This window comes from Cellulomonas sp. PSBB021 (assembly GCF_002240455.1).
Taxonomy (GTDB): domain Bacteria; phylum Actinomycetota; class Actinomycetes; order Actinomycetales; family Cellulomonadaceae; genus Cellulomonas; species Cellulomonas uda.
Map to the genome: position 1 here is coordinate 273,676 of NZ_CP021430.1, position 13,178 is coordinate 286,853.

Below are 13,178 nucleotides of genomic sequence, written 5' to 3' on the forward strand. Positions count from 1 at the left end.
GCCCGGGGTCCGCGCTCAGCGCTCCTCGGGCCGACCGGTCCCCGCCGGTCCCTCGTCGAGCGGGCGGTCGGCGCGGGAGGCGTCGAGCGCGGCGTCGAGGTCGGCCAGCAGCCGCCGGCACTCCTCGACGTCCCACGGCGTGCCCGCGAGCTCGAACTCGAACAGCACGGGCCGGCCGGACGCGCGGGCGACGAGCCGCGCGGCGTCCTGGTAGTAGCGGCCGAAGTTCCGGTTGCCCGAGCCGATCACGCCGACGAGCCGGCGGCGGTTGGCCGCCGAGCGCAGGAACCGCCGCACGGCCTCGGGCACGGTGTCGTTCGCGTCGTTGCCGGTCTTGTACGACGGCGTGAGCAGGACCCAGGGCCCGTCGGCCTCGGACAGGCGGACCTCACGCTGCGCGAGGTCGTGCACGGGCCGCTCGAGCCGCTGCGCGAAGGACCGCACGAGGCCGCTCGCGGACGAGTAGTAGTACACCGGGATGACACGCACGTCCGTCAGGATCGCCCGCTGCCCCCGCGTGCTCGCGGGCAGATGGTCCCGGCCCGATACTGGGCGTGTGATCTCACGCGACCTGGCCCTGCGGCTGCGGACCACCGGCCTGCACTGGCACCCGACCTCGGGCGACCGGTTCGGGATGCTGGTCGACGGCGTCGACGAGGTGTTCACGGTAAGCGAGATGACGATCGAGGCGCACCACTACGCGACGGGCACGGTCCTGGGGTTCAACGGCACCACGGAGTGGGCGCTGGACTCGGTCGAGCTGCAGGACGCGGTGTGGCTGCCGCGCGAGGACCAGCTGCGCGAGCTGCTGGGCGGGACGTTCCGGTCGCTCGCGCGTTCGACGGACGGCAGCTTCCAGGTGCTCGTCGAGCTCGCGGGACGGCCCGAGCAGGTGTTCACCGCGCCGCACGCGGAGGACGCGTACGCGCTCGCGCTCCTCTCACTGATCGAGGCGGCCGTCGACCGGACCTGACGCACGTCTAGACTCCGTGGCATGTCCACCCTCTCCCGCGACGAGGTCGCGCGTGTGGCAGGGCTGGCCCGGATCGACCTGTCGCCCGCCGAGCTCGACCGGCTCGCGGGCGAGCTCGACGTCATCGTCGAGTCGGTCGCACGCGTGAGCGAGATCGCCACCCCGGACGTGCCGGCCACCAGCCACCCCCTGCCGCTGACGAACGTGTTCCGTGCCGACGTGCCCGAGCCCCCGGTGGACCGCGCCGCGGTGCTCGCCGCGGCGCCGGCCAGCGAGGACGGCAAGTTCCTGGTGCCGCAGATCCTGGGGGAGGACGCATGAGCGAGGACCTGACGCGGATCTCCGCGGCCGCGCTCGCGGACCGCCTCCAGGCCGGCGACGTCTCGTCGGTGGAGGCGACGCGCGCGCACCTCGACCGGATCGCTGCCGTGGACGGCGCTGTGCACGCCTTCCTGCACGTGTCCGACGAGGCCGCGCTCGCGACGGCGGCCGACGTGGACGCCCGCCGCGCGGCGGGCGAGGACCTGCACCCGCTGGCGGGCGTGCCGATCGCGGTCAAGGACGTCGTGGTGACACGCGGTGTCCCGACGACCGCCGGCTCGCGCATCCTCGAGGGCTGGGTGCCGCCGTACGACGCGACGCTCGTCGAGCGCATCAAGTCCGCGGGGCTGCCGATCCTCGGCAAGACGAACATGGACGAGTTCGCGATGGGCTCGTCGACGGAGCACTCGGCGTACGGCAACACGCACAACCCGTGGGACCTCGAGCGGATCCCGGGCGGTTCGGGCGGCGGCAGCGCCGCGGCGGTCGGCGCGTACGAGGCGCCGCTCGCGATCGGCACGGACACGGGCGGCTCGATCCGCCAGCCCGCGGCGGTCACGGGCACGGTGGGAGTCAAGCCGACGTACGGCTCGGTGTCCCGGTACGGCCTGATCGCGCTCGCGAGCAGCCTGGACCAGGCGGGCCCGGTGACGCGCACGGTGCTCGACTCGGCGCTGCTCCACGAGCTCATCGGTGGCCACGACCCGCGTGACTCGACGTCGATCGCGGAGCCGTTGCCGCCGCTCGTCGCGGCGGCTCGCCAGGGCGCGTCGGGGGACCTGTCGGGCGTGCGCGTCGGGGTCATCACCCAGCTGCAGGGCGAGGGGTACCAGCCGGGCGTGCTCGCGCGGTTCCACGAGTCGCTCGAGCTGCTGCAGCGCGCGGGTGCCGAGGTCGTCGAGGTCTCGTGCCCGCACTTCGAGTACGCGCTCGCGGCGTACTACCTGATCCTGCCGGCGGAGGCGTCGAGCAACCTCGCGAAGTTCGACGGCATGCGGTTCGGTCTGCGGGTCGAGCCCACGCAGGGGCCGGTCACCGCGGAGCGCGTCATGGCGGCGACCCGAGGCGCGGGCTTCGGCGACGAGGTCAAGCGCCGCGTCATCCTCGGCACGTACGCGCTGTCGGCCGGCTACTACGACGCGTACTACGGCAGCGCCCAGAAGGTCCGCACGCTCATCCAGCGTGACTTCGCGGCCGCGTTCGCGCAGGCGGACGTGCTCGTCTCGCCCACGGCGCCGACGACTGCGTTCAAGCTGGGCGAGAAGCTCGACGACCCGCTGGCGATGTACCTCAACGACGTCGCGACGATCCCGGCGAACCTCGCCGGCGTCCCCGGCCTGTCGCTGCCGGCGGGGCTGTCGGACGACGGCCTTCCGGTCGGCTTCCAGGTGCTCGCGCCGGCGAAGGCGGACGACCGCCTGTACCGGGTCGGTGCCGCGCTGGAGCGTCTGCTGGAGAACGAGTGGGGCGGTCCGCTGCTGGCGCAGGCCCCGGAGCTGGAGGTGGCGCGATGAGCGGCACGACCGCGGCCCTGGTCGACTACGACGACGCGGTGGCGCGCTTCGACCCGGTGATCGGCATCGAGGTGCACGTCGAGCTGGGCACGCGCACGAAGATGTTCGACGCGGCGCCCGCCGGCTTCGGCGAGGAGCCGAACACGTCGGTCACTCCCGTGTCGCTGGGCCTGCCGGGGAGCCTGCCGGTGGTCAACGGCACGGCGGTGGAGTACGCGATCCGCATCGGGCTCGCGCTCAACTGCTCGATCGCGCAGACGTGCCGGTTCGCACGCAAGAACTACTTCTACCCGGACGTCCCGAAGAACTTCCAGACGTCGCAGTACGACGAGCCCATCGCGTACGACGGCTACGTCGACGTCGAGCTCGAGGACGGCACGGTGTTCCGCGTCGAGGTCGAGCGCGCGCACATGGAGGAGGACGCGGGCAAGAACACGCACGTGGGCGGCGCCACGGGCCGCATCCACGGGGCGGAGTACTCGCTCGTCGACTACAACCGTGCGGGCATCCCGCTGGTGGAGATCGTGACGCGCCCGATCACGGGTGCGGGCGAGCGCGCGCCGGAGGTCGCGCGCGCGTACGTGCAGACCCTGCGTGACCTGTTCCGCGCGCTGGAGGTCTCCGAGGCGCGCATGGAGCGCGGCAACGTCCGCGCGGACGTGAACGTCTCGCTGCGCCCGACTCCGGACAGCCCGCTGGGCACGCGGACCGAGACCAAGAACGTCAACTCGTTCCGCTCGGTCGAGCGTGCGGTCCGCTACGAGATCTCGCGGCAGGCCGCGGTGCTCGACGCGGGTGGTGCGATCGTCCAGGAGACCCGGCACTGGCACGAGGACACGGGGGTCACGACGAGCGGCCGCGTGAAGTCGGACGCGGAGGACTACCGGTACTTCCCGGAGCCCGACCTGGTGCCGATCGCGCCGGACCGGGCGTGGGTCGAGGAGATCCGTGCCGCGCTTCCGGAGCTGCCGGCGGCGCGTCGTCGTCGCCTGCAGGGCGAGTGGGGCTTCGCGGACGCGGAGATGCGCGACGTGGTGAACGCGGGGGCGGTCGAGCTCATCGAGGCGACCGTCGCGGCGGGCGCCGCACCGGCCGCGGCGCGCAAGTGGTGGATGGGCGAGCTGGCCCGCACCGCGAAGGAGCGGGACGTGGAGCTGGGCGACCTGCCCATCACGCCCGCGCAGATCGGTGAGCTGCAGGCTCTGGTGGACGCTGGCCGGATCAACGACAAGCTCGCGCGGCAGGTGCTCGAGGGCGTCCTGGCGGGTGAGGGCGGGCCGGAGCAGGTCGTCGTGGCGCGGGGGCTCGAGGTCGTCTCGGACGACGGTCCGCTCCTCGAGGCGATCGACGCGGCGCTCGCGGCTCAGCCGGACGTCGCCGACAAGATCCGCTCGGGCAACCTGGGCCCGGTCGGGGCGATCATCGGTGCCGTCATGAAGGCGACGCGTGGTCAGGCGGATGCCGCACGCGTCCGCGAGCTGGTCCTCGAGAGGGTCTCGTCCTGATCGAGACTTTCTAGGTTCCGGCTCCTCCCAGACGGGACCATCGGGCGTCAAGACCCCGGTCGGCTGTCCACCGACCGGGGTCTTCGCGTTCCCCGGAGATTGCTCCCTTCGGGTGTTGTTCCAGGTGGTGGTGCGGATCGGTCCAGAGGCCGTCCCGCAGGCGACTGTCCGAGATGTCGGGTGTGCGCGGCGACCGGGTGTTGAACGGTATCGAAATCGTTACCGAAAGATTGTTCCCTCCGGTCGCAACACCGGGTTAGCCTCACGGCCACCGGAACCACGTCACGCAAAGGAGCGTCGATGCTTACTAGTACACGGGTGCACAGCAGACGAGGGGTCGCGGGACTCGCGACGCTCGCCCTGCTGGCAGCACCGCTGACAGCCGTGACGGTCGGCGCGAGCGCCGCCGGCGCGGCGGACGGGACGACGTCCCTGCTCACCGCGTCGTTCGACGACGGGACCCTCGGCGGCCTGACGCAGTCGGGTGCGGCGGGCACGTTCGTCGACCTCGGCGACGGCGACAAGGTCTACCAGGTCGTCCGCGGCGCCAACTTCGACGGGGTCTCGACCCCCACCGACCTCCTCGAGGGCCTCGAGGCCGGCACGGTCGTCACCGTGACGGCGCAGGCCCGCATCGTCGCGGGCGACACGAACGTCGGCGCCCGCTGGGTCACCAAGCCGAGCTTCACCTGGCTCTCGAGCACCACCCTGACCGATGAGTGGACCACCGTCACCGGGACCTACACCATCCCCGCGACGGGCGCCGAGAGCGAGCTGTACCTCGGCACCGGGCCCTACCCGGAGCCGACCCCCGCGCTGGCGTTCACCTACCAGCTCGACGACGTCGTCGTGACCGCCGCCGCCCCCGCGAGCGAGCCCACCGTCGTGCTGAGCAACGACTTCGAGTCGACGAAGTCGCCCTGGGGCGACCGCGGCTCGGTGACCTCCCTCACCGGGACCGAGTTCCACGGCGGCGCGCAGAGCCTGCTGGTCGCGAACCGCACCGCCGACTGGGCGGGCACGCAGGCCGACCTGACGTCGACGCTCGTCGCGGGGCAGTCCGCCGACTTCTCCGCCTGGGTCAAGCTCCCGGCCGGGACCGAGGGTGCGTCGACCATCAAGGTCACGGCCCAGACCAACAGCGGCGGCGACGACTCGTACGCGACCATCGCCACGGCCGCCGACGTGACGGCCGACGAGTGGGTCGAGATCTCCGGGTCGTACACGCGGCCCGCCGGCCTCACCTCGGTGATCCTCTACTTCGAGGCGTCCGCGATCGACACGGTCCACCCGGGCTTCCTCGTCGACGACGTGCGCGTCACCGGTGCCGCCGGCAGCGGGGACGACTACGTCGAGACCGACCCGAGCTTCGTCCCGGGCGGTGCGCTGAACCCGTCCGAGGCGCCCGTCTCGGCCGCGCGCGGCACGACGAAGACGTCCGCGCTCACGTTCGACGACGGCCCGAACGGCGCCACGACGACCGCGCTGCTCGACTTCCTCGAGGAGAACGACGTCAAGGCCACGTTCTGCGTCATCGGCCAGAACGTGCAGGCGCCCGGCGGTGCCGACGTGCTCAAGCGGATCGTGGCCGACGGCCACACGCTGTGCAACCACAGCACCGACTACGACGGCATGGGCTCGCTGACGAAGGCGCAGGTCGCGGACAAGCTCAAGGCGAACCTGGCGATCATCCGGGACGCGCTGGGCGACCCCGAGGCCGAGGTGCCCTACTTCCGTGCGCCCAACGGTGACTGGGGCCGGACGAACCAGGTCGCGGTCGCGCTCGGCATGCAGCCGCTCGCGGTCGACAACCTGATCTTCGACTGGGACGGCGCCGAGAACGCGGGCGACGAGGCGAAGCTCACGGCCGCGCTGCGCGACGTCATCACGTCCAACCCGGGCGAGATCGTCCTGGTGCACGACGGTGGCGGCAACCGCACGGCGGGCGTGAACGCGGTCAAGACCGTGGTCGCCGAGCTGCTCGCCGACGGCTGGACGTTCACGCTGCCCGCCGGCGGTGCGGCGCCCAAGGGCGTCACGCTCGTCGACACGGACTTCGAGGACGGCACGCCGCAGGGCTGGTCCCCGCGCGACGACGGCAAGGGCGCCCCGACGGTCGTCGTGCAGGACGAGGTCGCGCACGACTCGACGTACGCCGTCCGGGTCTCGGACCGCGTCTCGCAGGGCCAGGGCATCCAGTTCGACGTGACGGACAAGGCCACGCCCGGTGCGTCGTACGACGTCTCGGCGTGGGTCAAGTTCGAGGGCACGCCGGGCGACATGACGCTCTCGTCGCGCACGGTGACGGGTGACAACTCGGCCGCGTTCTCGAACCTGGCCCAGTTCACGGGCCTGTCGTCGAGCCAGTGGGTCAACGTGACGGGCACGTTCACGATGCCGGCGTTCGACACCGCCGCGGAGATCTACTTCGAGACCAAGTGGGCGCAGGGCGAGGCCGGCAACACCTCGACGTTCGTCGTCGACGACGTCACGGTGAAGTCGACCCCGGTCTCGGAGATCCAGGACCTCACGCCGCTCAAGGACACGGTGACGTTCCCGATGGGTGCGGCCGTCGACTCGCGCGAGATGAACGGCTCGGCCTCCCAGCTGCTGCTCAAGCACTTCAACCAGCTCACGGCCGAGAACTACATGAAGGTCGAGGCCTGGTATGCGGGTGAGGGTGTGGACTCGTTCCGCATGCACCCGGAGGCGAAGGCGCTCCTGGACTACGCGCAGGAGAACGAGCTGCGGGTGTACGGGCACGTGCTCGCGTGGCACAGCCAGACGCCGGACTGGTTCTACCGGGACGACGAGGGTGCGCTGCTCGGGCCGGACGCGATGCGTGCGCGCCTGCGCGAGCACATCTTCGCGATCGCCGAGACGATCTCGGACCAGTACGGCCCGTTCGGCTCGCCGACCAACCCGCTCAAGGCGTGGGACGTCGTCAACGAGGTGATCGACGACGGCACCGCCTACGAGGACGGCATGCGCCGCTCCACGTGGTACCAGATCCTCGGCGAGAGCTTCGTGGACTCGGCGTTCGAGTACGCGAACGAGGCGTTCAACGACGTCTACGCGGCCGAGGGCGAGGAGCACCCCGTCACGCTGTTCATCAACGACTACAACACCGAGCAGACGGGCAAGCGGGCGCGCTACAAGGCGCTCGTCGAGCGCCTGATCGCGCGGGACGTCCCGATCGACGGCGTGGGTCACCAGTTCCACGTCGCGCTGTCGACGCCGGTCAGCACGCTCGGTGCCGCGATCGACGACTTCGAGGGCATGAAGACGGCCGACGGCCGCGACCTCGTGCAGGCCGTGACCGAGCTCGACGTGTTCGTCGGCTCGCCCGACACCGCGAAGTCCGTCGACCAGGGGTACTACTACCAGGCCGCGTTCGACGCGTTCCGGGCGCACGCCGACGACCTGTTCTCGGTGACGGTCTGGGGCCTGACCGACGGTCGGTCGTGGCGGGCGTCGAACAACGGCAAGCCGCTGCTGTTCGACGACTACTTCAAGGCCAAGCCCGCGTACTACGGCGCGGCCGACCAGGATCTCCCGCCGGCGATCCGCAGCGCGAACGCGTTCGCGGCCGACGCCGAGGGCGACTACGCGGTCGGCTCCGACGAGTGGCGTCGTCTCCCGCTGCACGCGGTGGGCGAGAACGGCCGGTTCCAGCTGCGCTGGACGCCGGACGGTCTGCTGGCCTACGTGGACGTCGACGACGCGTCGGCTGACTCGGGCGACGCGGTGCTGCTCGAGACGCCGGACGGCGTGACGACGATCGCGCGCGGCTCGTCGGGTGCGGTCGAGCGTGCCGGTGGCTGGTCCGTCGTCGCCACGGTGCCGCTGTCGGGCGCCGCCCGCGGCGACGTGGTCGAGCTCGACGTGCGCGTCGTCGACCAGGACACGACGTCGGCGTGGAACACGTCGGGCGTGCTCGGCAGCGTCACGCTCGTCGAGCCGCTGTCGTACACCGAGGTGCCGGCGACCGCGACCGCCCCGACGATCGACGGCGACGTCGACGCGGTGTGGTCCGGTGCGGGCTCGGTCACGACCGAGAAGCCGACGCTGGGCACGGGTGGTGCGCAGGGCACGTTCCGCACGCTGTGGAAGGACAACACGCTGTACCTGCTGGCGGACGTGACCGACCCCGAGGTCGACACGTCGGGCAGCGACCCGTGGACGAAGGACTCCGTCGAGATCTACGTGGACGGCGGGAACTTCAAGAACGGCGCGTACCGCTACGACGACACGCAGATCCGGATCGACGCGACCGGTGCGGTCTCGTTCGGCACGGGCGACGAGGCGTTCCAGCGCAACCGCCTGCAGTCGGCCGTGGTGCCGACGGCGACCGGGTACCGCGTCGAGGCGGCGATCAGCCTCCTCGAGTACGGCGGCCTCGGGACGTTCCACGGCCTGGACGTCCAGGTCAACGACGCCGCGGGCGGCAGCCGGCACGCCATCACCAACTGGGCGGACCCGACGGGCACTGGCTATCAGTCGACGGCCCGCTGGGGCGTCGCCAAGCTGGTCGGCGCGCTCGAGCCGCCGGTCGAGACGGCGCCGGTCGTGGTGACCCACCCGGTCACGACCACGGGCACGCTCGGCTCGACGGTGACGTTCACGGCTGCGGCGACCGGCAACCCGACGCCGACGGTGCAGTGGCAGCGCAAGCTGCCGGGCTCGACGACCTGGGCGAACCTGTCCGGTCGCACGAGCAGCACGCTCACGGTCAAGGCCGTCGCGGTCAACGACCGGGCGAGCTTCCGCGCCGTGTTCACCAACAGCCACGGCACGGCCATCACGCGCACCGCGCAGCTGAAGGTGCAGCGCGTGGCGCCGAAGGTCACGGTGCAGCCGAAGTCGGTGACGGCTCCGGTGCGCTCGGTGGTCAAGGTCACGGCCCAGGCGTCGGGCTACCCGACGCCGGCGGTCCAGTGGGAGCGCAAGCTCCCCGGCTCGTCGTCGTGGACGAAGATCAACGGTGCCACCAAGACCACGGTGAGCGTCTCGCTCACGCCGACGGTCGACGGCGTCCAGGTCCGCGCGGTGTTCAAGAACAGCGCGGGCACGGTCACCACGAAGGCGGCGACGATCACCGCCACGAAGGTCGCCCCGACGATCACGGCGCAGCCGAGGTCGGTGGTGGCGGCGCCGGGCACGGTCGCGACGTTCACCGTGGCGGCCACCGCGTACCCCGCGCCGAAGGTGCAGTGGTACGTCCAGCCCAAGGGGTCGACGAAGTGGTTCGCCATCTCGGGTGCCACCAAGACGACGCTGCGGATCAACGCGACCGCGTCGCGTGACGGCTCGACGTTCCGGGCCGTGGTCCACAACGTGGCCGGCACGGTCACGAGCAGGGGAGCGCTGCTGACGCTGCGCTGACCCGACGGGACCGGCGGCGTCGCCGCGGAGCATGGCTGAGCTCCGCGGCGACGCCGCCTCGTCGTTCCCGGGCGGTCCTCGGCGGGTCGGTGCGGTGGCGCGGACCGGTGCAATAGCCTCGCCTCACCGAGCCGGGAGGGGCGTCGCGCATGACCGAGCAGACGACGAGCAGCGAGAAGCCGACCCTGCAGGGTGAGATGCTCACGCTGCGACCGATCCGCGCCGCGGACGCCGCGGCAGTCTGGGAGGTGGTCACCGACCCCGAGGGCAAGCGCCTCACCGGGACCACGGCGACGTTCACCCGCGAGGACGTCGACCGCTGGTGCGCGACGGTGGCGGACCTGCCGGGCCGGGTCGACCTGGCGATCACGCTGGCGGGTCAGGACGAGTACCTCGGCGAGATCGTGCTGAACGACATCGACGACGTCGTCCGCAGCGCGAACCTGCGGCTCGTGATGCGCCCCGGGTACCGGGGCCGCGGCTACGGCACGGAGGCGATCGAGCTGGTGCTCGGGTTCGCGTTCGACGGGCTGGGGCTGCACCGGGTCGGCCTCGACGTGCTGTCGGTCAACTCCCGCGCGCTGTCGCTGTACGAGAACCTCGGCTTCCGGGTCGAGGGGCGCCGCCGCGACGCCTACCGCGACGGCGACCGGTGGTGCGACGCGATCGACATGGGTCTGCTCGAGGACGAGTACCGCGCGGGCCAGCTGGGCTCAGCCCGCTGACACCGCTGCCGCCTCCGACTGGTGGCGCGCCGGGAGCCCCACGACGATGGGGGCATGAGCGCACCTGACGAGCCGCCGGGCCGCCCGCGTCGCCGCGTGGAGCCCCGCGACCCGGCACCCGGGGACGCGCGGCTGGACGGACGGTCCGTGCGCGTGGGGGAGGCGCACGGGGTCGTGCCGCGCGACCGCGCGTTCTTCGGCCACCCGCTGGGGCTCATGACGCTGTTCGGCACCGAGCTGTGGGAGCGGTTCAGCTACTACGGCATGCGCGCGATCCTGCTGTACTTCCTCACCGACACGATCGCGAACGACGGCCTCGGGCTCGCGGACGACCTCGGCAACGCGGTCGTCGCGGTGTACGGCGCGTCGGTGTACCTGCTGTCCGTCATCGGCGGGTGGCTCGCGGACCGGGTGATCGGCGCGCGGCGCTCGGTGCTGTACGGCGGGGTGGTCATCGCGGCGGGTCACGTGAGCCTCGCGGTCCCCGACTCGCGGTTCTCCTACCTCGGCATCGTGCTGGTGGCGCTGGGCACGGGCCTGCTCAAGCCGAACGTCTCGAGCATGGTCGGCGAGCTGTACTCGCGCGACGACCCGCGCCGCGACTCGGCGTTCTCGATCTTCTACATGGGCATCAACATCGGCTCGCTCCTCGCGCCGATCCTGGTGGGCGTCGCGCGGGAGATCGGCGGGTACCACGCGGGGTTCGCCGTGGCGGCGGTCGGCATGGCGATCGCGCTCGTGTTCTTCGTCGCGGGGCGGGGTCTGCTCGGCGGCGCCGGCGACGAGGCGCCGAACCCGCTCACGGCGGCGGACCGCGGGCCGCTCGTGCGGCTCGTGGGTGCCGTCCTGGTGGGCTGCCTCGTCGCGGTCGGCGTCGCGGCGGCGGTCTCCGGCGGGTTCACGACGACGACGTTCATCGACGCGCTGTCGTACATCGCGCTCGCCGCGCCCGTGGCCACGTTCTGGTTGATGTTCCGCTCGCCGAAGGTCACGCACGCGGAGCGCACGCGGCTGCGGGCGTACATCCCGCTGTTCGTCGCGGCGATGCTGTTCTGGATGATCTTCGAGCAGGCCGCGAGCACGCTGTCCGAGTACGCACGGGACCACACGGAGCTCACGATCCTCGGCGTCGAGGTCTCGCCGGCGTTCTTCCAGTCGGTCAACCCCGCCGCGATCATCGTCCTCGCACCCGTCTTCGCGTGGCTGTGGGTCCGGCTCGAGGACCGGCCGCCGACCGCCGTGAAGTTCGCGATCGGTCTGACGTTCGCGGCGCTGTCGTTCCTGTTCCTCGCGGGCGCGTCCGCGATCGCGGGCGACGGGCGCACTCCCTGGTGGGTGCTGGTGCTGGTGTACGTCATCCAGACCGTCGGCGAGCTGTGCCTGTCACCCGTGGGTCTCGCGGCGACGACGCTGCTCGCGCCGCGGGCGTTCCGCGGGCAGGCGATGGCCCTGTGGTTCCTCGCGACGAGCGCGGGCAACGCGATCACCGCACAGGTGGTGCAGGCGACGAGCGACGTGGGCCCGACCGCCTACTTCGGCTGGATCGGCGCCGTGGCGCTCGTGTTCGCGGGTGGGATGTTCGCGATCGCCCCCTGGGTCACGCGGCACATCCGCGAGGGCTCGCGTGAGGAGGACGCCGAGGACGCGACGGTCCTCTAGCGGGCCGGACGGGCCGTGCCGGGTCAGGCCAGCGCGCGGCAGGACGAGCGCTCGACGAGCGCGGTCGGCAGCTGCAGGTGCGTCGGGACGTCCTTGTCGTCCTTGTCGTCGAGCAGGTCGATGAGCAGGTGCAGGGCGCGTGCGCCGATGTCGCGCAGCGGCTGGCTGATCGTCGTGAGGGGTGGCTCGCACAGCGCGGACTCGGGGACGTTGTCGAACCCGATGACCGACAGGTCGTCGGGCACGCGCAGCCCGAGCTCGCGCGCGACCTCGATGGTCCGGATGGCCGACAGGTCGTTCGCGGCGAAGATCGCGGTCGGGCGGTCGGGCCGGTCGAGCAGCTCACGCGCGGGCTGCGTCGCCGTCTCGGGGCGGAACCCGCCGTTCACGACGAGCGTCTCGTCGACCTCCAGGCCCGCAGCCTGCAGCGCCGCGCGGAACCCCGCCTCGCGCAGCCGTGCGGACTCCAGGTCGGGACGTCCGCCCATGAGGCCGATGCGCCGGTGCCCGAGCGCGACGAGGTGCTCGACCGCCATGACCGCGCCGGCGAAGTTGTCGGAGTCGACGGTCGGCAGGCCGGTGGGGCCCGTGTGCGGGTCGATCGCGACGACCGGGATCACGCTGTGCGCGTCGACGACCGTGGGGGTGACGATGATCGCGCCGTCGATGAGCGTGCCGCCGAGGCGGGACAGGTAGCGCCGCTCCCACCCGACGTCGGTGCGCCGGCCGCCGCCGGAGTAGGCGAGCAGCTCGTACTCGGTCGACCCGATGGCCTCCGATGCGCCCTTGAGCAGCTCGGTGCTGAACGGCTCGAACTCGGCGACGAGGATCCCGACGACGTGCGTGCGGTGCGAGCGCAGGCTGGACGCACCGAGGCTCGCCTCGTACCCGAGGTCGGCGATGACCTGCTGGACCCGGTCCAGGGTGGCCTGCGCGACCCCGTAGCGACCGTTGACGACCTTCGACACGGTCGCCACCGACACGCCCGCTCGGCGGGCGACGTCGGACATCTTGACCCGACCGGAGTGCTCCACGCGGTGACTATATGGCATCAGTTTCATAACGGTGTCGATATCGGTTTCGATAACGATTGACA

9 protein-coding genes are annotated in these 13,178 nt (G+C 71.9%); 7 read left to right on the forward strand and 2 right to left on the reverse strand.

Going from position 1 to position 13,178, the window contains the following annotated elements:
- Positions 1-15 precede the first annotated feature (15 nt).
- Complete coding sequence (gene nrdI / locus CBP52_RS01185; protein WP_094179478.1) at positions 16-489, reverse strand: class Ib ribonucleoside-diphosphate reductase assembly flavoprotein NrdI; 474 nt, start codon at positions 487-489, stop codon at positions 16-18.
- A 67-nt stretch (positions 490-556) separates the two neighbouring features.
- Here nrdI and CBP52_RS01190 point away from each other — a divergent pair, with 67 nt between their 5' ends.
- The 7 genes from CBP52_RS01190 (at position 557) to CBP52_RS01220 (ending at position 12,082) form a co-directional block, all read left to right on the forward strand.
- Positions 557-973, forward strand: a complete 417-nt coding sequence (locus tag CBP52_RS01190) for a pilus assembly protein CpaE (protein WP_094179479.1) — start codon at positions 557-559, stop codon at positions 971-973.
- Positions 974-994: 21 nt separating this feature from the next.
- A complete protein-coding gene (gene gatC, locus CBP52_RS01195) occupies positions 995-1,294 on the forward strand; it encodes an Asp-tRNA(Asn)/Glu-tRNA(Gln) amidotransferase subunit GatC (protein ID WP_094179480.1) in 300 nt (99 codons plus the stop codon).
- Positions 1,291-2,808, forward strand: coding sequence for an Asp-tRNA(Asn)/Glu-tRNA(Gln) amidotransferase subunit GatA (gene gatA, locus CBP52_RS01200; RefSeq protein ID WP_094179481.1), 1,518 nt, complete (start codon positions 1,291-1,293; stop codon positions 2,806-2,808). The genes gatC and gatA overlap by 4 nt, the downstream gene beginning before the upstream one ends.
- Positions 2,805-4,313 (forward strand): Asp-tRNA(Asn)/Glu-tRNA(Gln) amidotransferase subunit GatB, encoded by a 1,509-nt coding sequence (gatB, locus tag CBP52_RS01205; RefSeq protein WP_094179482.1) that lies wholly within the window; start codon positions 2,805-2,807, stop codon positions 4,311-4,313. Before gatA ends, gatB begins: the two co-directional genes overlap by 4 nt.
- Before the next feature lie 300 nt (positions 4,314-4,613).
- On the forward strand, positions 4,614-9,698 hold the full coding sequence (locus CBP52_RS01210; RefSeq protein WP_094179483.1) for an endo-1,4-beta-xylanase: 5,085 nt from the start codon (positions 4,614-4,616) through the stop codon (positions 9,696-9,698).
- Between the two features lie 149 nt (positions 9,699-9,847).
- A complete protein-coding gene (locus CBP52_RS01215) occupies positions 9,848-10,423 on the forward strand; it encodes a GNAT family N-acetyltransferase (protein ID WP_094179484.1) in 576 nt (191 codons plus the stop codon).
- A 54-nt stretch (positions 10,424-10,477) separates the two neighbouring features.
- The gene (locus CBP52_RS01220; RefSeq protein WP_094179485.1) at positions 10,478-12,082 is read left to right on the forward strand and encodes a peptide MFS transporter; all 1,605 of its coding nucleotides are present in this window, start codon (positions 10,478-10,480) and stop codon (positions 12,080-12,082) included.
- Between the two features lie 23 nt (positions 12,083-12,105).
- Here the strand turns inward: CBP52_RS01220 and CBP52_RS01225 are convergent, their stop codons facing one another.
- Positions 12,106-13,092 (reverse strand): LacI family DNA-binding transcriptional regulator, encoded by a 987-nt coding sequence (locus tag CBP52_RS01225; protein WP_094182045.1) that lies wholly within the window; start codon positions 13,090-13,092, stop codon positions 12,106-12,108.
- Positions 13,093-13,178: the final 86 nt, after the last annotated feature.